Source organism: Arthrobacter sp. E44, from assembly GCF_041877125.1.
In the GTDB taxonomy this organism is placed as follows: Bacteria; Actinomycetota; Actinomycetes; order Actinomycetales; family Micrococcaceae; genus Arthrobacter.
This window is the reverse complement of the sequence record NZ_JBHDJA010000001.1, coordinates 203,853-222,528: the sequence shown is the minus strand read 5'-3', so window position 1 is coordinate 222,528 and position 18,676 is coordinate 203,853. Positions and strand designations below refer to the sequence as shown.

Sequence of the window (18,676 nt, the reverse complement as noted above, 5' to 3'; positions counted from 1 at the left end):
AGCCGGTGCCCCTTTTCCCTCAGAGCGGATACTCCCTACAGGCGTGCCAGCTCCCGGGACAGAACCACGGCGAGGTCGCCTGCCTCCCCCACTTCCACCTCCGGCAGGCCAAGCCATTGGCCCATTAGCTTCAGCTCGGCAGCGAGTTCGACGGCGGTGTCCACCGGCGCGTCCGGCTCGGCAAAAGCGGACCTCACCAACAGCCGGCCGCCAGCCCTGTCCGCTTTCAGGTCGACCCGTGCCACGATGCGGTCCCGGAGAAGGAAGGGCAGGACGTAGTATCCGAAGCGCCGTTTTGGCTCGGGCGTGTAGATCTCGATCCGGTAATGGAACCCGAACAGTTCCCACAGGCGTCGGCGCTCGAAAACCAGGGAATCGAAGGGGCTCAACAGGGCACGGCCGGTGGCACGCCGTGGCAGTGTCGCTTCCACGTGCCGGAAGACGTCCCGCCCCCAGCCAGTGACCGTGACAGGTTCCAGCCTGCCTTGCTGCACGAGGTGCTCCACGGCCTGGGCGGTTGCTTTGACCGGGGTCCGGAAGTAGTCCGCGAAGCAGCGGATGCTTCCGATTCCGTGCGCCAGCGCGGCAGAATCGGTGAGCCGCTGGAGTGCTGCCGTTGGGTCCACGTCCCGGACTTCAGGAGCCGGGGACGGCAGGACCTTGGATGTCAGCGTGTACCTGCGCTCGAATTGCCCGGTCCTGGAGGCCGCCGATATCAGGCCTTCTTCAAAGAGGTCTTCCAGCACGCGTTTCACTGCATTCCAGTTCCAGCCCCAGTTAACCGACTGTTTTTCCTCCACGTGGCCAAGCCGGGCTGTCAGTTCCGAGGCGGTCATGGGCCGGGACCGGGCAAGGACTGCCAAGATCCGGGCAGCGACGTCAGCGCGGATCACGGGGTCCAGCCGGGAGGCGCCCACCCAGGACCGCTTCTGCCATGGAATCAGGTCGTGGTAATGCTCCGGCCGGATATAGCTCGCTTCGTGGGCCCAGTACTCCAGCATACGGCGGGGGTGGCTGGCTGACATGCGTTGCAGGATGTCGCGGTCGTAATTGCCAAGCCTGGAATAGAAGGGCAGGAAATGACTCCGGACCAGGACGTTGACGGAATCGATCTGGACGAGCTGCAGTCGGGCAAAAGTACGGCCCACCGTCCGTGCTGTCACGGGGCCAGTGGGCCGTCCTTTATGGAGTCCCTGTGCTGCCAGTGCGATCCGCCGGGCCTGGTCAAGGCTCAGCGTTGCTGACAATTGAGTCCTCTCTGGCGGTGGTTTAATCCACCTTATGCGTTAGCGGCGGCGTCATCCGAGCGGTAGGCCAGGACCTTTTCCTCCACGGCAGTGTCCCCTGGCTCGCATTCGTGGTCCAGGGTGATGACTCCGTAGGTCCAGCCGCGGCGGCGGTACACGACGGACGGCGTGTTGGTCGCCTTGTCCACGAAAAGATAGAAGTCATGGCCGACGAGCTCCATGTTGTCCACGGCATCGTCGAGGGTCATTGAAGCAGCGGGAAAGACCTTGCGCCGGATCAGTACCGGCGAACTCCCGGCCGGGATGTCATTCTCGACATCGTAAGGGGATTTTTCTTCCGGTGCCTGCGCGGTTTCGCTCCTGCGGTTGGCTTCAAGGTACAGCGGTTCGTGCGCGCTGGCTGGTTCAAGGGTGGCTGTTGCTTCACGGACAGCCTTGGGCGTGTGGCGGCCGTGGTGGACCTTCTTACGGTCCTTTGCCCGCCGGAGCCGTTCAAGCAGTTTGTTGTAGGCGAGGTCAAAGGCGGCAAATTTGTCTGCGGCGCTCGCTTCGGCACGAATTACGGGGCCCCGGCCCAGGACTGTCACCTCGACGGTCAACTGGTCGCCGGTCTGCCGGGCATTGGTCTCCTTGGAGACTTTCGTATCGACCCGCTGGATCTTGTCACCCAACGATTCGATCTTTGCGATCTTTTCCCCGGCGTATTCGCGGAACCGGTCTGAAACTGTCAGATTTCGTCCGCTGATCATAAACTCCATGGTGCCCTCCAAATGACTTCGGTGACACGACGGCGGCACTTCCATGGGCCGGGCTGCCTGACAGTCGAGCCCCTCTCCGAGCCGCCATCGAAAGGTACATTCTGTTCTTGGTACCCACCTCAGACGTTAGTTCATAGCCACCCGTTATTCATCCTTTCCCGGTTTATTTTTTTCTAAGTCATGGTGGTTCACTGGCCGTACCGCGGGTACCGCCTCCGGGTCCGGCGCGTCGGGTGGGCGTGTCGCCGCCAGCACGACAGCGCCCCTCACCTGGGCGCCGGCAAGGTGCAGCGCCCGGGCCGCTTCGCCAAGGGTGGCGCCGGTGGTCAGGACGTCGTCGATGAGGATGCAGGGGCGTCCTGCGACCTTTTCCCGGACAGTGGATCTGACCTGCATGGACCCCCGGACCCGTTGTGACCGGGCTCCCCGACCCAGCCCCTTTTGACCCCCCAACGCTTCCCGGCTGACAAGCCCCTTGCACCGGTCCGGAAAGCGGCGTCCGGATGCCGGGGCCTTACGCAGGACATCGGCGACGTCGAACCCCGGCAATTGCCGTGCCGCCTGCTTCAGCAAGAGGTGGACGGGACTGAAACCCCGGTTGACATACGCGGACGTGCTGGTGGGCACCGGAACCAACAGGAACCCGGTGCCGCCACGTGCTGCTGCCCTGACTGCCGAGGCCAGCGCGCGGCCAAGGCTTTTGGCAAGCTGGTGCTGCCCATGCCGCTTGAACGACAACAGCCCCTGTGCCAGTTCGTCGCGGTACACACCTGCTGCCACCACCGGCAGCATGACGGTCCCCGCAACGTCCATCAGGGCCGGCGCCCCCCTTTCGGCGCGGAAGGGCTGCCTGGTCAGCTGCCGGAGGCGGCCGGCGCAGGATGGGCAAAGGCTGTGGTCCTCCGATCCGCAGCACACGCAGTCCACCGGGACCGCCAAAGCGAGGAGTTCTTCCGCAGCACCGGTCACCCAGTCGAGAAGGCGCAGGAAGGCCGCCTGGTGCTCAGCGCGGTGCAGTGCCGCCGAGGGCGGCGGCGGGCAAAGATCGGGATCGATGACCCGCCTACGATTGCGGCCGCGATCGGCTGGATCCTTTCCTGGCTTCATACCGTCCACCGTCCCACTGTGGACCAGATCCAGGGGCAGCGGGCAGCCAGCCGGCGGCTATGTGGACAAGACGGGATCCCAACCCGACGAAGCGCTGCGCTGCCTGCACGTTGCCAGCTCGGGGGCAGAAGAGGATCAGCCCGGGAATGCCGGATCGATGGGCCCCTTGATTTGCGGCGACCAGCCATTGCCGAGGCGCTGGAAGATCCCTTCCCCGGACTGCACGTAGAGGTCGTCGGCGCCATTTCCGGCGCTGATGGCGACCAGGCCCGGCCAGGGAGCCAACTGCTGCGGCTGCCCGGAAGTCAGGGACAGAAGTTCCGGCGTGACATTCGTACCGGCGGCCCCCTTCATGACCGCCACGGTGGTGCCGTTCACCCAGACGCCTTGGTCGGGATCACTGGAAGCCACCAAGGTGATGGGCACCGTCAGCTCCCGCGGTGTGCCGTCCCCGGCCCGGATCACGCCCGCTACCTGTACCTTGGACTTGCCGTTTTGTTCGGAAATGACCAGGGCGCGCACCCCGTCGCGCGAGATACGGAGTTCCTTCACCGTGCGGCCGGCGAGCCAAGCGGGTGCCATCGTTACGGACGGGACTGCTGCTCCTTCCGCCACGCCGGCGGGGTGGAAGGCCACCACTTCGGTGGCACCCGTGGCGCCCGGCCCCGCTGTCCATACCCAGTCGCTAAGACTGATGGACGGCCGGCTGAGGGTGCTCCTGGTGGTCAGGGAACGCGCAGGTTGCCCTGGGCTGATGCTGTACAGCGTGGTTCGGCCGTCGTTGAGGAAGGCCGCAGTCTGCGAGACCGGAGACTCGGCAGGATACCGGGGATTGAGCGCTGAAACCGGCTGCATGTCCGGCAGCGGCGACACCCGGTTGTTCTCGTACCGCACCAGTTCATTACCGCTAATGGCGATCTGCCGCGACGGCACGGTCTTGTCCAGCACCGGCGGAAGGACACTCCCGTTGTCCTCCACCCGGACCAGGTCCTGGTTGGCGCGCAGCTCGACATTGACCACGTCGGGCTGGCTTCGGAACGTCAGCGTCAGCTGCATCTGCATGCGCAGCCGGTCCTCGGCCGATGTTTCCGTCAGTTCCTTGGCCGTCAGGTCCACCTGGGCCGCCCCGGACACGACGGGCACCGATTCACGGGCCAGCTTGATCCCGGAGGGAAAAGCGCTGGCGACGGCGCCGCGCAGGTATGGAGCAGGGCCGGCCAGCAATGCGCTAGTCATGGCCTTGACGGTCTTGTTCTTCAGGAACCAGCGGACGTCGGGGACGGCGTAAGTGAAGGTGGGGTCGTAAAAATAGATGGGGTAGGCGCCGTAGATCACCTTGAACGTTTCCTCCGCGATGGCTGTCCCGTCCGGAATCGCGGAGATCCGCCACTCCCCGTCCACCTGCGTCACCGTCACGGGAATACGTTCCACTGTTCCCGGCGGCGACTGCGTGGCGATGCCGTCCGCGTTCACCGTGTAGGAGACGTCCAGTTCGTAGTTGAAGACGTTCTCGGTGCCAGTGGGGACAACGCGGGCCTCCCGGTACACCAGGGCGCGCTTGTCCGGTTTCCAGGACACTGCCGATGCCTGCGTCAGGTATTGGCGGGCCACCGCGTAGTCGTCCTCGTAGCCGCTGCCGGCCCGGTAGAAGTAGTCGATGATGGTTTCCGGTGATGCGCCCGGTTGTGGCGCCGCCGGCAGGAACACCGGTGCACTGACGTTTCCCGCGCTGCTTTCGCTGCTCTTGCCCACCGGGCCGGACGTGGGGATCCGCGCGCAGCCCGACAGCAGGACGATCAGCAGCGCCAGCAGCGCCGCCGGGTACCTGGCGTGGCGCGCTGCCGCCTTCATGGTGTCTCCTCGGGTGCCCGCACCGGAGCAGGCCTGGCGGTGCCTGTTTGGAGCACCAGCATGTTCTTGTAGTCCTGTTCCGCCGGGATGCTTCCCGGCGCTCCCGGGATGGTGGCGTCCTTTGGTTCCAGTTGGACGGGCGACTCGGCGATCACGGCATCCTGCCGCAGCGGGAGGGTGAGCCGGAAGTTGGCACCATCCCCCTTCCTTCCCCAGGCCTGCAGCCAGCCGTGGTGCAGCTTTGTGTCTTCCATGGCGATGGACAGTCCCAGGCCACTGCCGCCGGTGGTGCGGGCGCGGGCGGGATCGGCACGCCAGAACCTGTCGAAAACCCGGGCAGCCTGTGCCTGGTCCATGCCAATGCCGTGGTCCCGGACCGCGACGCCGACGGCAGTTTCATTGGCCGCGACGGTGACCGTCACGGGTTTGCCCTCACCGTGCTCGACTGCGTTCAGGATCAGGTTCCGCAAAATCCTGTCAATCCGCCGCGCGTCCATTTCCACGATCATCGCCCCTTCGGGGGCAGCGAAAATGATTTCGGAGCCATACTCCGCGGCTACGGGTGCCGCTCCTTCAATGACGTGGGCGATCACCTGGAGCAGGTCCTCCGGCTCGGCATCCAGCATTGCCACGCCCGCATCGAAGCGGCTGATTTCAAGGAGGTCGGAGAGGAGGGACTGGAACCGCTCCACTTGGTTGTAGAGCAGCTCTGCGGACCGCTTGTTGATGGGGTCGAAATCATCACGCGCGTCATAGAGGACTTCTGCCGCCATCCGGACGGTGGTCAACGGCGTCCGCAATTCGTGCGAGACGTCGGAGACAAATCGCTGCTGCATCTGCGAAAGCGTTGCCAGTTGCGTGATCTGCTCCTGCAGGCTGGCTGCCATGTGGTTGAAGGAAGCGCCAAGGCGCGCCACCTCGTCCTCGCCCTTGACCACCATGCGCTCCTGCAACTGTCCGGCTGCCAGCTTCTCGGACACCATGGCGGCGTGGCTGACCGGGCTGACCACGTTGCGGGTGACGTACCAGGCTACGGCGCCGATCATGAGGACCAGCACGGCACCGCCGGCCCACAACACGCTCTGGATTTCGTTGAGCGTCTGCTGGGCGGTATTCAGGTCATAGATCAGGTAGAGCTCGTACACCGTGCCGTTGAAGGTCACTTTGTTCCCGACGGCGATTCCCGGCCGGTCCTCGGTGCCCACCGGGATGACCGTGGAGGCCCAGTACTGGTCCTTGCCGGAGTCCTGGACTGCCTTCCGCAGGTCCGCGGGGATGACACTGACGGTCAGCTGGTCGGAGGCGCGTGACTCCACCCAGCGGTTCCGGGGCTTGGTCTGGTTGGGCATCGCTTCGAAGACGTAGCGGCGCTGGATGACCGAACCACGGCCTTCCACGGCGCTCAGCGTGTCCGAAACCAAGGTGATAACGCTGGACTGGTCGGTGACCTGGGCGCCGTCGAACGTGTCCTGTACCTGCTTGACGTTGTAACGGGTCTCCGACTCTGCCTGGGTCAGCCGCTCCTGGAAGAGGTTGTTGGCGATCTGGTTGGACAGGTATGCGCCTACGACGGCAAACGAGGTCACGGCCAGCATGAGGGTGGTGAGGACGGTACGGAACTGCAGGGACCGGCGCCAGCGCTGCTGCAGGGCGCGGCCCAGGTACCTCAGGCCGGGAAGGAAGCGGCGGACGCCCGTGCGGACCAGGCGTGCCACGCGCAGGGCGACGATCAGGGCACGCCGCTGCCAAATCCTGGCCCTGAAGCCCACATGCCTGAGGACGGGAGTGATGCCATCCCGGGGACCGGGCGCGCCCTGTGAGCCAGCGTCCTGTGAGCCGGATCCCTGCGATGCAGCGTCGGGTGCGGCGCCGTCGCGGGGCGCGGTGTCCCCCGCGACGGCGTCCTGGCCCGCGGTGTTCCGGTCCATGCCGGCAACGACAGAGTGCGGGATTGTGCGCTGGTCCGGTTCCCCGTCCCGCGCGGAGGGGTCAGACCCCTGCTTTATAGCCGACACCACGCACCGTCAATACAACTTCCGGGGCTTCCGGGTCCTGCTCGATCTTGGACCGCAGTCGCTGGACATGGACGTTGACCAGCCTGGTGTCTGCAGCATGGCGGTATCCCCACACCTGCTCCAGCAGCAGCTCCCGGGTGAAGACCTGCCAGGGTTTACGGGCCAGTGCCACCAGGAGGTCGAATTCCAGCGGGGTCAGGGAGATCCGCTCATTGCCCCTGCTGACGGTGTGGCCGGCAACATCGATGGTGATGTCTGCGATGCGCAGTGTCTCGGGCGCCTTCTGGTCCCCGGGGCGAAGGCGGGCCCGCACGCGCGCCACCAACTCGGCGGGCTTGAAGGGTTTGGGCACGTAGTCATCAGCACCGGACTCGAGTCCGCGGACGACGTCGGAGGTATCCGACTTGGCGGTCAGCATGACGATGGGCACGTCCGACTCGCCGCGGATTTGCCGGCAGACCTCGATGCCGTCCATGCCGGGAAGCATGAGGTCGAGCAGGACCAGGTCCGGCCGCGATGACCGGAAGACGTCCAGCGCCTGGGCTCCGTCCGCGCAAAAGACCGGCTCGAAGCCGTCATTACGGAGGACAATTCCAATCATCTCGGCCAGCGCTTCGTCATCGTCTACCACCAGAATGCGTGCCTTCATAGCTATATATTCCCTTATCGAAATGGGTTTGTCCTGTTGAGCGGCTTCCGGCATGGCGGGAGTACTAGGCCGTCCGACGCCGGAACTATAGTCTTGGGGTCATGTCCCGCGCTGCCGGTGCGCACCTTCCGGCGGCTGGTACGGGGCGGGCAGACTGGTATTGGGGGAGGAATCAGTGTCACCACAGGAGTCGGGGCCCGGGGAACCCAGGCAGGAGCGGCCGCGGGATGCACCGGACGGCAGCACGCCCGTGTCGGCAGGCATGCCCGGACCGGAGACGCCAGGACCCGACGCGCCCAGGCCCGCAACGCCCAAACGAGGCGCGGGTGCATGGAACCAGCCGTGGGCGCCGCCCGGGCACCAACCCCACGAAGGCCAGCAATCACAGTCCGGGCAGCAGTCCCCTTGGGAGAAGCAGCAGCCATGGCAGCAACGGCCTCAAACACAGCCGTGGCAGCAGACGCCCGGCCAGCAACCGTCCGCGAATAACCCGTACGCCGGCGGCCCATACCCCGGCGCCTCCCCCTCTGGAAGCCAGACATACGGCGGGCAGACCAGCGGCGGGCAGCCGCCTAATGGTTCCCCTTACAACGGGTCCCAGTACAACGGCTCTGCCTATCCCGCTGCGCCTTATGGGGCATCGCCTTTCGGGGCATCACCGTATGGAGCAACCCCGTATGGGGCGTCACCATACGGGGCCTCACCCGGCGGTCAGCCGCGCTATGTAGCCCCGCCGAAGCCGGGGATCATTCCGTTGCGGCCCCTGATGTTCGGGGAAGTCCTCGACGGATCGTTCCAGGCCATCAGGCGCAATGCCAAGGCAATGCTCGGGGCCGGTTTGCTGGCGCAGTCATTGTCGGCCATCCTCGCTGCGGTAGTCACAGCGCTCCTTGCCACTTCGTCGGGCTCCGTCGGGGCCTGGGCTGAAACGGCCAGCAGCGCCGAACTCACCTCCCTTGGGATCGGTATGATGGCTGGCTTTGCCCTCCTGTCCATCTTGTCGGTGTTCATTTCCGCCATCCTCCAAGGCGCCATGGTGGTGCCTGTGGCGCGTTCCATCCTGAACCGGCCCACCGGCTTCCGGCGCATGCTGTCGCTGGCGCGGCCAAGGTTCGGCGCACTGGCCGGGCTGGCGGCGCTGATGGTGGCGGCGGTTCTGGCCACCATGGCGCTCTTTGTCGCCATCATCGTTTTCCTGTTCTCCAACGTCCGGGGCGCGGCCGTGCTGCTGGTATTCCCCCTCATGCTGGCTTTTGGCGTCGCGGTTGCGTGGGTGGCGGTCAAGGTCGTGGTGGCGCCTGCCGCCGTCGTCATCGAAGAGGTTGGAGCCTTTGCCGGAATCCGTCGTTCCTGGGAATTAACCCGGGCTAACTGGTGGCGGATCCTGGGCATCACCTTGGTGGTGGCGGTCCTGGTGGGGGTAATCACCCAGGTGGTCCTGATTCCGGTAAGCCTCCTGCCCACGTTCGTGTCCGGTGTGGTCTCGCCGCACGGCGGCAGCGGGCAGGACGCCACAATGGGCGTTGTCATGGGTGTGGTCACCGCGGTGATCGGTGCCCTGGTGGGCGCGGTGGCTTACGCCTACCAGACATCCGTGATGGCGCTGCTCTATATGGACCTGCGGATGCGCAAGGACGGCCTGGACATCGCGCTGCTGCGCCAGCTGGAGACCGGTGCTGATCCTGACAGCGTCCCGGGCAGGGGGACGCAGGCAGGCAGGAGCACGCCGTACCCCGGGTATGGGACGGCGCCAGGGTCACCAGGGGCATGGCCGTATGGCCGCTGAGCCTCCGGTGCTCCCGGATTCGGCGGAGGCACGGCGCTGGGCGGCAGAGGAGCTGGCCAAACCGGAATACCGGGACGCCGCCCCATCCTGGGTGGACACCCTCTGGCGGAACTTCCTCGACTGGTTGCAGTCCCTGGACGGCTCCTCCGGGGACTCAACAGCTGTGCCCAGCCCGGTCATCGCCCTCGTCATTGCGGCCATCATCGCAGCTGCCATCATCCTCGCGCGCCCCCGGCTGAACGCCCGCGCCCGGAAGGCCAAGGACGTCTTCGAACGGGAAGCGGCCATGTCAGCGATCGACTACCGGAACCGCGCAGAAGCCGCAGCCGCGGCCGGAAAGTGGGGGGACGCCGTCGTCGACCGCTTCCGTGCCGTGGTCCGTAGCGCTGAAGACCGCACCATCCTGGACCCGCAGCCGGGCCGTACCGCCGATGAAGCGGCGCGGGCACTGTCCGTGTCCTTCAACGCTGAGTCCGGGCGATTGCTGCGGGCGGCGGCCGTCTTTGACGGCATTCGGTATGGGAACAGGTATGCAGGCAGCGCCGACTACCAGGAGATGGTGGGCCTGGACTCCGACTTGGATGCCACGAAGCCGGTTCCATCCGGCAGCGCGGTACGGCTGCCATGAGCGGCTCCGCTACTGATACCAGGCATCCGGGTCCTGCCGCTGACCGGGAGGACATCCCGGAAGCCGTGTCCGCGCCACCGACCTCCCGCCCCGGGTGGTTCCTCGCCTGGCTCCGGCAGCACCGGGGACTTACGGCAGCGGGTGTTGTGGTGGCCGCCGCGTTGGCGCTGGTGATCGGCACGCAACTCGCTCCCAAGGGCGACACGATTCCCCTCTCCGTCCACAATGCCGGGCCGGACGGGGCCAGGGCGTTGGGCGAGATTCTGGGCCGGCACGGAGTCTCCGTCCACACGCCCGCACGTTTCGACGCAGCCTTGGATGACCTGCGCTCCGGCTCCTCCCCCACGCTCCTGCTCTATGACAGGAACGGCATCCTGGGTGAGCCGCAGCTGGCCGCACTTATGTCGGCCGCTGACAAAGTGGTGGTGGTTTCGCCCAGGCTGGAAACCCTCACCGCCCTTGACAGCGGGATCCGCCAGGCCGGTGTGGTTCCCGATGGCTACCCGGTCCTAAACCCCGGCTGCGACCAGCCGGATGCGGAGGCAGCGGGACAGGTCACGGGCCAGGGCGGCTTCGTCTACGACGGCGGGACGGCCTGCTACCGGGCAGCCGGAACCGCCGGGATGTTCGCCGTCAGCGACGACGGACGCCTGGCCGTGCTGGGCAACCGGGCGGTGCTGGGCAACGACAAGCTGGATGAACTGGGCAACGCCGCGTTGGCAGTCCGGATGCTGGGCGCATCGCCGGACCTGGTCTGGTACCTGCCCTCGCTGGAGGACGTCGCAGTGACCGGATCCGGAAAGACACTGGATGACCTTGCACCGGACTGGGCCCGTTTCCTGGGCCCCTGGCTGCTCCTGGTGGCATCGGCCGCCGTCCTGTGGCGGGGGCGCCGCCACGGCCCGCTGGTGTTCGAGCCGCTGCCGGTGGTGGTCAAGGCTGTTGAGACTGCGGAAGGGCGTGCCCGGCTCTACCAGGACTCCCGCTCCATCGGCCAGGCCCGGGACAACCTGCGGGCCGGGCTGCTTGTGCGGCTTTCCGGAAAGCTCCGCCTCGGCCCAGGTGCCACAGCCGAGGACACCATAGCCGCGGTGGCCAGGTACCTCGGCACGGACGCCACCGGCATCCGCGAACTGATAAACGAACGCCCCGCAACCGAAGCCCGGCTGGTGGCCTGGTCACAGTCGCTGGACAAACTCGAGAAAGAGGTCATGACCCGATGAGCGAACAGAGCAGTGGCCCGGCAACCCTTAATGCCATGGACTCAGGCAGCTACATGGACGACGACGGCGCACGGCAGGCACTGCTTGCTGTCCGGCAGGAGGTGGCAAAGGCAGTCGTGGGACAGGACGCCACGGTCACCGGCCTCCTGATTGCCCTGCTTTCGCAGGGGCATGTGCTGCTGGAGGGCGTGCCCGGGGTTGCCAAGACCCTGCTGGTCCGCGCGCTCTCCTCCGCCTTGAGCCTGGACACCAAACGGGTGCAGTTCACCCCCGACCTCATGCCCGGCGATGTCACCGGCTCCCTGGTTTACGACTCCCACACCTCCGAATTCAGCTTCCGGGAGGGTCCCGTCTTCACCAACCTGCTGTTGGCTGATGAGATCAACCGCACGCCGCCAAAGACCCAGGCGTCACTCCTCGAAGCCATGGAAGAACGGCAGGTATCGGTGGACGGCACCTCCCGGCGGCTTCCGGCGCCTTTTTTGGTGGCGGCCACCCAGAATCCGGTGGAGTACGAGGGCACCTACGCCCTGCCGGAGGCCCAGCTGGACAGGTTCCTGCTCAAGCTCACCATGCCGCTGCCCGAACGCGGGGACGAAATCGAAGTCATCCGCCGCCATGCCGCCGGTTTCGATCCCCGGGACCTGGTGGCGGCCGGGGTCCGGGCGGTGGCCGGCGCGGAGGACCTGGAACGGGCGCGGGAGGCAGTGGCGCGCGTGGCGGTGGAACCGGAAATCATTGGCTACATCGTTGACCTTGTGCGGGCAACCCGGGCCGCCCCTTCATTCCAGCTGGGAGTGTCACCGCGCGGTGCCACTGCACTCCTCAACACGTCACGGTCCTGGGCATGGCTCTCGGGGCGTCCCTTCGTCACCCCGGACGACGTCAAGGCGCTGGCCCTCCCGTGCCTGCGGCACCGTGTGGCGCTGCAGCCCGAAGCCCAGATGGACGGCGTCCGCGTGGACGACGTCCTGGGCAGCATCCTGGCGTCCGTCCCCGTTCCCCGCTGATGGCCATCTCGGGGCGCTTCGTTGCGCTGGTGCTGCTTGGCCTGGTGCCGGTGCTGCTGTCCCCCGGGTGGCTGACCGTACTTGCCACCGCCGCCGTGCTCGTGGCCCTGTTGGTTGCGGACCTGGTCTTCGCGGCATCCCTCCGCCGGATCAATGTGGTGCGTGCGGATCCGGAGAACGTGACGCTTAACAAGTCGGTGGACGCCATCCTCACGGTGCGCAACGGCGGTGCCCGCCCGCTCCGCGGCTCGCTGCGGGATGGCTGGCAACCCTCCGCCGGGGCGCAGAACCCGGTCCAGGCCATCGACGTACCGGCCGGGGAAGGAAGGCGGTACCAGGTCAAGCTCCAACCTGTCCGGCGTGGCGACCTGGCAGCGCGGCACGTGACGATTCGCTCGTTCGGGCCCCTGCGCCTGGCCGCCCGCCAGCGCACCATCGATTGCCCCGGCTCAGTGCGGGTATTGCCGCCCTTTCATTCCAGGCGGCACCTGCCCTCCAAGCTGCGGAAGCTGCGCGAACTCGACGGAAAGGCCGCCGTCCAGATCCGCGGCGCCGGCACGGAGTTCGACTCCCTGCGCGACTACGTCCGCGGTGATGACGTGCGCTCCATCGACTGGCGCGCCACGGCCAGGCGCTCCGCGGTGGTGGTCCGGACGTGGCGCCCGGAACGGGACCGACGGGTGGTGGTGGTCCTCGATACGTCCCGCACGTCCGCGGCCAGGATCGGTGACGAAACGCGCCTGGACACCGGGATCGAAGCGGCGCTCCTCCTGGGTGTCCTGGCTGAACGCGGCGGAGACCGGGTGGACTTCGTGGCGTTTGACCGCAGGACGCGGGCGCGGGCCGGCTCGGCCGGGCAGGGCACCATCCTGGGCCGGCTGGTCCAGGCAATGGCACCCCTTGACGCGGAACTGATTGAGATGGACTGGCCTGCCGTCCCGGCGCAGGTCCGTGCCGTATCCGCGCACCGGTCGCTCGTGGTGCTGCTGACGTCGCTGGACAGCGGGGCTCCGGAGGAAGGCCTGCTGCCGGTGGCCGAGCGGCTGGCAAGCCAGCACGTCGTGGTGGTGGCAGCCGTCCGCGACCCCCAGCTGGGCGCCATGCTCAGGGAACGTCACGATGCCACCGGAGTCTTCCGTGCTGCTGCGGCTGAACGCGCGCTCCTGCAGCGTGCGGCGGTGACTGCCGAGCTGCGGCGCTACGGAGCGGAGGTGGTGGACGCCGAGCCCCACGAACTGCCGCCCCGGCTTGCGGACATGTACATCCGGCTTAAGGCTGCCGGTAGATTGTGAACCCGGAGACAGTCAGCCCCGAACAGCAAGACGGCATAGGCAACAGGAGGTCCATTTGATGAGCGTCCCCGTTTACCGGCAGGTCCTGGGCAGGGAGTTCTCCCGGTTGCAGCCCGAGCTGCAGGAGTATTTCTCGCTGGCACCGGGGTCCGGGCACTACGGCGTGGGGGAAGGAACGTTCGACGTCGTTGGGTGCCGCCAGCGGTGGCTGCGCCCCTTGCTGCGGCTCACCGGGGGCGAAGAAGCTTTCTTTCCCGAGTACGGTGAAAACATTCCGTTCCGGATCGAGAACCACGCGCACCAGGATCCGTTCGGCCGCTCCAGCCTCACCGCCCGCCGGGAGATACGGTTCCCGGAACGGACCCGGCTTTTCCAGGACACCACGAGCGCCATCACCCGGGCCGGCGTCACCCGGCTGGTGGACTACGTGGGACGGTACCGGCGCCTGGTGACGGATCTGAACCTCAGCGTCACCCTGGACGGCAGGCTGCGCGGAGTATCAGAAGCTTCCCGGCTTTTCCTGGGTGCCCTCCGGGTACCCCTTCCGGCAGCCCTGGACGCCAAGGCCTATGCCGAACAATGGTGGGACCCGGCGGAGGGCAGCAACGGGCGGCACCGCATCCAGGTCAAGGTCATCCAGCCCCAGATCGGTCTGGTCCTGGTGTACGCCGGTACCTTCGACTACCGGCTGCGCCCCTACACCGGCGGCAGTTCCGCGCAAAGCTACCTGCCCCGCTATGCGCAGCCGGATCGCTGGGAAAACAGGGTCTGACGCCTACCCCAGTACCAGCTGGTTGAGGCCGTCAGCCACCTGGGTGAGCCTGCCGAGCACCGCGGTGGCCTGTGAGGGTGTGAGATTGGCCAGTCCTGCCGAGGGCGTCACCCTGGTGGCGGCAAGCAGAGACGCCGGAAGGCCCAGCTGGCGCCAGGGACGCCATACGGACTCGATGCAGTCGGCAACCTTGGGCATTGGGCCGCCCGAGACCTCCAGGGCGCCTGCCCAGAACTGTTTTCCGGCCTCCACCGCTCCGGCCACCTGCTCCCACTGGCGGTTGGTCAACGCCTTCAACGGCAGTGCAACACCGTCGGCGCCTGCGGCCAGGACCAGTTCGATCGGTGCCTCGATCTCCGGAAACGACACCACCACGTCCGCGGCACCGGCTTCGCGCAGGGCATCCAGGACCAGCCGCCAGGACTCCCGCGCTTCCGATGCCGGTACCGCGCGCAGGGTGCGGTAGCCGCTGGCGGTGGGTATGGTTCCGGCCAGCACTGAGGCGATGGCGGGCTCATCCACCTGTACCACCAAACGGGCGCCGGGAACGGCCGCTGCCACCCGCGTGAGGTAACTGCCCACTCCTGCTGCGAGGGAAGCGGCCAGGTCCCGCCGCGCGCCGTAGTCCAGCAGCGCGCGCTCACCGTTGTGCAGGTGCAGGCCTGCCGCAAGGCTGAGCGGGCCTACCAACTGAACCTTGAACTCTGCAGGGGAAACGTCCTCCGCCCCCGCCACGTCGGCGAGCACGTTCAGGTCGGTGGAGAGCGCCGACGCGGCACGCCGCATGTCCTTGCCGGGCCGGTCCACAAGCCGCCACCCGTGCGGCTGCACGTCCACCGCCAGCTCCTCAAGGAGGGACGCGGTACGGCCCAGGGCGTCGGAACCCACCCCGCGGTCCGGAAGCTCGGCAAGGAACGGCAGGTGTGGGCTGCCGAGCTCGCCGCGGATAATCCGGGTGGCTTCGAGCGGGTCTTCGCCTGGCCACGGACCCAGCGCCGTGGCCGTTACTTCCGGGGCTTCGAATGAAGTGTCCGCAGCGTTGGCCGGACCCGGGGCGGAGCCCCGTTGGTACTGTTCCCGGCTCACGCCAGTGCGGAGGTCTGGGACTGTTGTCCGGATGACGCCTGGTGGTCCTCGGCGATGGCCTCGTGGTGGCGGATTACCTCGCCGATGATGAAGTTGAGGAACTTCTCGGCGAACGCCGGGTCAAGGTGGGCGTCCTCGGCAAGGCGGCGCAGGCGTGCGATCTGGGCGGCTTCCCGTCCCGGATCACCGGCGGGCAGGCGGTGGGTTGCCTTGAGGAACCCCACTTTCTGGGTGGCCTTGAAGCGTTCAGCCAGGAGGTACACCAGGGTGGCATCAATGTTGTCAATGCTGGAACGGATGGACAGCAGTTCAGCCATCACCGAATCGTCCACTTGACCTGCCAGGGAACTGGCGGAGGGGTCGAAATCATCGGAGCCAGGAGGGATGGGGTTGTGCTGCGTCATGGCTCCAGTCTATGGGAGCGGACGGAGTCACCGCGGGTGTGAAGCGCCGGTGCCGGCACACTGCCGGCACCGGCGCTTTACGGTAACGACTTTCCGGGTCAGATGCCCAGGAGCGTCCGGTGCTCCTCCCTGCGTTTCGCCTGTTCGGCCGGATCAGGCACCGGCAGGGAGGCAATCAGCCGCCGCGTGTAGTCATGCTGCGGGTTGCCCATGACCTGGCTGCCGATCCCCTGTTCCACCAGCTTGCCCTTGTACAGGACGCCGACCCAGGAGGACAGTATGTCCACCACTGCAAGATCGTGGCTGATGAACAGGCAGCCGAAGCCAAACTCCTCCTGGATGTCCCGGAACAGCTCCAGGACCTTCGCCTGCACCGAAACGTCCAGGGCCGACGTCGGCTCATCCGCTATCAGCAACCGGGGGTTCAGGCTCAGGGCACGCGCCAGCGACGCCCGCTGCCGCTGGCCGCCGGACAGTTCGTGCGGGTACCGGCCCGCGTACGACGCCGGCAACTGGACTGATTCAAGCAGCTCACCAACGCGCTTGCGCGCCTGGGCATCGCTTGGCCGGGTGTGGATAACCATGGGCTCGGCGATGCACTCTCCGATGGTCAACTGCGGGTTGAAGGAGGCAGCCGGGTCCTGGAACACGAAGCCAATATCCTTGCGCAGCGGCTTGAACGTGCGCTCGCGAAGGTTCAGCATCTCGTAGCCCAGCACCTTGAGGCTCCCGCCGGTAGTGCGGTTGAGCCCGGCAATAGCGCGGCCGATAGTGGTCTTGCCGGACCCCGACTCCCCCACCAAGCCAAACACCTCCCCCCTGGACAAGGTGAAACTGACACCATCCACGGCTTTGAAGGCAGGCGTCCCAAGCCGCCCCGGGTACTCGATCTCCAGGTTGTCGGCAGCCACCAGCACTTCCTCATCCTGGTGGCGGCGTTCAGTCAGGCCTGCCGACGCCGAGTTGCGACCAAGGTGCGGCACCGCGGCAAGAAGGCTGCGCGTGTAGTCCTGCCTGGGTTCGGCGAACAGCGTCTTCGCAGGGGCTTCCTCCACGACGTCGCCCTGGTACATCACCACCACGCGGTCCGCCAGGTCAGCCACCACGCCCATGTTGTGCGTAATCAGCACGATCGAGGTGCCGTACTTGTCCCGCAGGTCCCGGAGAAGTTCCAGGATTTCGGCCTGGACGGTGACATCCAGGGCAGTGGTGGGTTCGTCGGCAACAATAAGACCTGGATTCAGCGCCAGTGCCGCCGCGATCACGACCCGCTGCTTCTGCCCGCCGGAGAACTGGTGCGGGTAGTAGTTGACGCGGTGTTCGGGATCGGGGATGCCCACCTTGCCCAGGGCCTCGATGGCGCGGGCTTTGGCTTCCTTCGCCGACACCCGTCCCCCGCCGTTTGCTCCCGCATGGGCACGGATGCCTTCGGCGATCTGCCACCCCACCGTGAACACAGGGTTCAGGGCGGTGGACGGCTCCTGGAACACCATGGCCACGTCGCGGCCGCGGATCTGGCGCAGCCGACCCGGGCTGAGGCTGATGACGTTGGCGCCGTTGATCAGCACCGCACCCGAACTCACGGCCGTTTCCGGCAGCAGGCCAAGGATGGTCTTCGCCGTCACCGTCTTGCCGGACCCGGACTCGCCCACGATCGCCACCACCTCGCCGGCCCTGACCTCCAGGCTGACATCCTTGACGGCACGCACGTCACCGCCGTCCGTAGCGAAGGTGACTTCCAGGTGGTCGATATCCAGGACTGTTTTCCGGTCCTGCTGGTCTGACAGGTAACCGAGATTTTCGCTCACGGGTTGCTCAATTCTGTTTCGGGGCCGGACCCGCCGGGAGCGGCGGTTGCAGCGGGAGCGGCGGGCGTGGCACCAGCGCCCTTGCGGCCGCTGCGCTTACGGCCGCGGAGGCGCGGATCGTTGAGGTCGTTGATGCTTTCGCCCACCAGCGTCAGCCCAAGGACTGTCCAGACGATGGCCAGGCCGGGGAAAAGGCCCGTCCACCAGATGCCCGATGTGGTGTCCGCAAGCGCCTTGTTCAGGTCGAAGCCCCACTCGGCCGCAGAGCTTGGTTCAATGCCGAAGCCCAGGAAGCCGAGTCCGGCCAGGGTCAGGATGGCTTCGGAGGCGTTGAGGGTGAAGATCAGCGGCAGGGTGCGGGTGGCGTTGCGGTAGATGTGCCGGGTCATGATCCGGATGTTCGATGCACCCACCACCTTGGCCGACTCAACGAAAGGTTCTGCCTTCAGCCGGATGGTCTCTGCCCGGATCACCCTGAAGTACTGCGGGATGAACACCACCGTGATGGAGATGGCCGCCGCCAGGATCCCGCCAAACAGGCTGGACTGGCCGCCGCTGATGACGATGGCCATCACGATGGCCACCAGCAGTGACGGGAACGCGTAGATCGCGTCGGCCACCACTACGAGGACGCGGTCCAGCCAGCCGCCGATGTAGCCGCTCACCAGGCCGAGGATGACGCCGGCGAAGATGGAGAGGACCACGGCCACGATGATGACCAGCAGCGCTGTCTGGGTACCCCAGATGACGCGTGACAGGACGTCGTAGCCGCCCACGGTGGTGCCCAGGAGGTGTTTGCCGCCCGGGGCTTGCTGGGTGGGGAAACTGCCGTCGGCGTCGGACAGTTGCGCGAAGCCGTAGGGCGCCAGCAGCGGTGCGGCCAGCGCCGTGAGCAGGAAGATGCCGGTAAGGACCAGGCCCACCACCAGCATGAAGCGCTGCAGGCCGACGCTTTTGTTGTAGTGCGACACAACCGGCAGCCGGCGGATGAAGGATGCCCGCGGGTTGGCGACAGGTTCGAGAGTGGTTTCGGCGGTCAT

16 protein-coding genes are annotated in these 18,676 nt (G+C 66.7%); 6 read left to right on the top strand and 10 right to left on the bottom strand.

The features are described from left to right. Positions 1–35: 35 nt before the first annotated feature. From ACETK3_RS00985 to mtrA, 6 genes are all read right to left on the bottom strand, one after another. On the bottom strand, positions 36–1,247 hold the full coding sequence (locus tag ACETK3_RS00985) for a winged helix-turn-helix domain-containing protein (RefSeq protein WP_237428521.1): 1,212 nt from the start codon (positions 1,245–1,247) through the stop codon (positions 36–38). Between the two features lie 32 nt (positions 1,248–1,279). After that, a complete protein-coding gene (hpf, locus tag ACETK3_RS00980) occupies positions 1,280–2,005 on the bottom strand; it encodes a ribosome hibernation-promoting factor, HPF/YfiA family (protein WP_236798917.1) in 726 nt (241 codons plus the stop codon). Positions 2,006–2,149: 144 nt separating this feature from the next. After that, positions 2,150–3,112 (bottom strand): ComF family protein, encoded by a 963-nt coding sequence (locus ACETK3_RS00975; protein WP_237428522.1) that lies wholly within the window; start codon positions 3,110–3,112, stop codon positions 2,150–2,152. 135 nt (positions 3,113–3,247) lie between these two features. Further along, positions 3,248–4,963 (bottom strand): LpqB family beta-propeller domain-containing protein, encoded by a 1,716-nt coding sequence (locus ACETK3_RS00970; protein ID WP_237428523.1) that lies wholly within the window; start codon positions 4,961–4,963, stop codon positions 3,248–3,250. Continuing rightward, complete coding sequence (gene mtrB / locus ACETK3_RS00965; RefSeq protein WP_237428524.1) at positions 4,960–6,891, bottom strand: MtrAB system histidine kinase MtrB; 1,932 nt, start codon at positions 6,889–6,891, stop codon at positions 4,960–4,962. The genes ACETK3_RS00970 and mtrB overlap by 4 nt, the downstream gene beginning before the upstream one ends. A 61-nt stretch (positions 6,892–6,952) precedes the next feature. Continuing rightward, entirely contained in the window at positions 6,953–7,627 is a 675-nt protein-coding gene (mtrA, locus tag ACETK3_RS00960; protein ID WP_018768515.1) for an MtrAB system response regulator MtrA, read from the bottom strand. A gap of 754 nt (positions 7,628–8,381) precedes the next feature. Between mtrA and ACETK3_RS00955 the strand changes: the two genes are divergently transcribed. From ACETK3_RS00955 to ACETK3_RS00930, 6 genes are read left to right on the top strand one after another with little or no spacing between them, the layout of a single operon-like run. Further along, positions 8,382–9,413, top strand: a complete 1,032-nt coding sequence (locus tag ACETK3_RS00955; RefSeq protein WP_373992378.1) for a hypothetical protein — start codon at positions 8,382–8,384, stop codon at positions 9,411–9,413. After that, complete coding sequence (locus ACETK3_RS00950; RefSeq protein ID WP_373992377.1) at positions 9,403–10,041, top strand: DUF4129 domain-containing protein; 639 nt, start codon at positions 9,403–9,405, stop codon at positions 10,039–10,041. Before ACETK3_RS00955 ends, ACETK3_RS00950 begins: the two co-directional genes overlap by 11 nt. Continuing rightward, positions 10,038–11,264, top strand: a complete 1,227-nt coding sequence (locus ACETK3_RS00945) for a DUF4350 domain-containing protein (RefSeq protein ID WP_373992376.1) — start codon at positions 10,038–10,040, stop codon at positions 11,262–11,264. The genes ACETK3_RS00950 and ACETK3_RS00945 overlap by 4 nt, the downstream gene beginning before the upstream one ends. Positions 11,265–11,299: 35 nt before the next feature. Next, positions 11,300–12,274 (top strand): MoxR family ATPase, encoded by a 975-nt coding sequence (locus ACETK3_RS00940; protein ID WP_236822043.1) that lies wholly within the window; start codon positions 11,300–11,302, stop codon positions 12,272–12,274. After that, entirely contained in the window at positions 12,274–13,566 is a 1,293-nt protein-coding gene (locus ACETK3_RS00935) for a DUF58 domain-containing protein (RefSeq protein ID WP_373992375.1), read from the top strand. Before ACETK3_RS00940 ends, ACETK3_RS00935 begins: the two co-directional genes overlap by 1 nt. A 58-nt stretch (positions 13,567–13,624) precedes the next feature. Beyond that, entirely contained in the window at positions 13,625–14,338 is a 714-nt protein-coding gene (locus ACETK3_RS00930; RefSeq protein ID WP_373992374.1) for a DUF4166 domain-containing protein, read from the top strand. A 3-nt stretch (positions 14,339–14,341) separates the two neighbouring features. On the opposite strand, the gene ACETK3_RS00925 is transcribed toward ACETK3_RS00930, so the two are convergent. From ACETK3_RS00925 to ACETK3_RS00910, 4 genes are all read right to left on the bottom strand, one after another. Beyond that, positions 14,342–15,424 (bottom strand): hypothetical protein, encoded by a 1,083-nt coding sequence (locus tag ACETK3_RS00925; RefSeq protein ID WP_373992373.1) that lies wholly within the window; start codon positions 15,422–15,424, stop codon positions 14,342–14,344. Further along, entirely contained in the window at positions 15,421–15,828 is a 408-nt protein-coding gene (locus ACETK3_RS00920; protein ID WP_236798925.1) for a chorismate mutase, read from the bottom strand. The genes ACETK3_RS00925 and ACETK3_RS00920 overlap by 4 nt, the downstream gene beginning before the upstream one ends. A 98-nt stretch (positions 15,829–15,926) precedes the next feature. Beyond that, the gene (locus ACETK3_RS00915) at positions 15,927–17,636 is read right to left on the bottom strand and encodes an ABC transporter ATP-binding protein (RefSeq protein ID WP_373992372.1); all 1,710 of its coding nucleotides are present in this window, start codon (positions 17,634–17,636) and stop codon (positions 15,927–15,929) included. Beyond that, complete coding sequence (locus tag ACETK3_RS00910) at positions 17,633–18,676, bottom strand: ABC transporter permease (RefSeq protein WP_373992371.1); 1,044 nt, start codon at positions 18,674–18,676, stop codon at positions 17,633–17,635. The genes ACETK3_RS00915 and ACETK3_RS00910 overlap by 4 nt, the downstream gene beginning before the upstream one ends.

What these genes read in the sequence shown, in the direction of transcription:
- hpf (WP_236798917.1), bottom strand. Translation starts at nt 2,005, where the DNA reads ATGGAGTTTATGATCAGCGGACGAAATCTGACAGTTTCAGACCGGTTC.
- ACETK3_RS00940 (WP_236822043.1), top strand. Translation starts at nt 11,300, where the DNA reads ATGGACTCAGGCAGCTACATGGACGACGACGGCGCACGGCAGGCACTG.
- ACETK3_RS00920 (WP_236798925.1), bottom strand. Translation starts at nt 15,828, where the DNA reads ATGACGCAGCACAACCCCATCCCTCCTGGCTCCGATGATTTCGACCCC.
- mtrA (WP_018768515.1), bottom strand. Translation starts at nt 7,627, where the DNA reads ATGAAGGCACGCATTCTGGTGGTAGACGATGACGAAGCGCTGGCCGAG.
- ACETK3_RS00975 (WP_237428522.1), bottom strand. Translation starts at nt 3,112, where the DNA reads ATGAAGCCAGGAAAGGATCCAGCCGATCGCGGCCGCAATCGTAGGCGG.
- ACETK3_RS00935 (WP_373992375.1), top strand. Translation starts at nt 12,274, where the DNA reads ATGGCCATCTCGGGGCGCTTCGTTGCGCTGGTGCTGCTTGGCCTGGTG.
- ACETK3_RS00945 (WP_373992376.1), top strand. Translation starts at nt 10,038, where the DNA reads ATGAGCGGCTCCGCTACTGATACCAGGCATCCGGGTCCTGCCGCTGAC.
- mtrB (WP_237428524.1), bottom strand. Translation starts at nt 6,891, where the DNA reads ATGGACCGGAACACCGCGGGCCAGGACGCCGTCGCGGGGGACACCGCG.
- ACETK3_RS00930 (WP_373992374.1), top strand. Translation starts at nt 13,625, where the DNA reads ATGAGCGTCCCCGTTTACCGGCAGGTCCTGGGCAGGGAGTTCTCCCGG.
- ACETK3_RS00950 (WP_373992377.1), top strand. Translation starts at nt 9,403, where the DNA reads ATGGCCGCTGAGCCTCCGGTGCTCCCGGATTCGGCGGAGGCACGGCGC.
- ACETK3_RS00910 (WP_373992371.1), bottom strand. Translation starts at nt 18,676, where the DNA reads ATGACCGCCGAAACCACTCTCGAACCTGTCGCCAACCCGCGGGCATCC.
- ACETK3_RS00970 (WP_237428523.1), bottom strand. Translation starts at nt 4,963, where the DNA reads ATGAAGGCGGCAGCGCGCCACGCCAGGTACCCGGCGGCGCTGCTGGCG.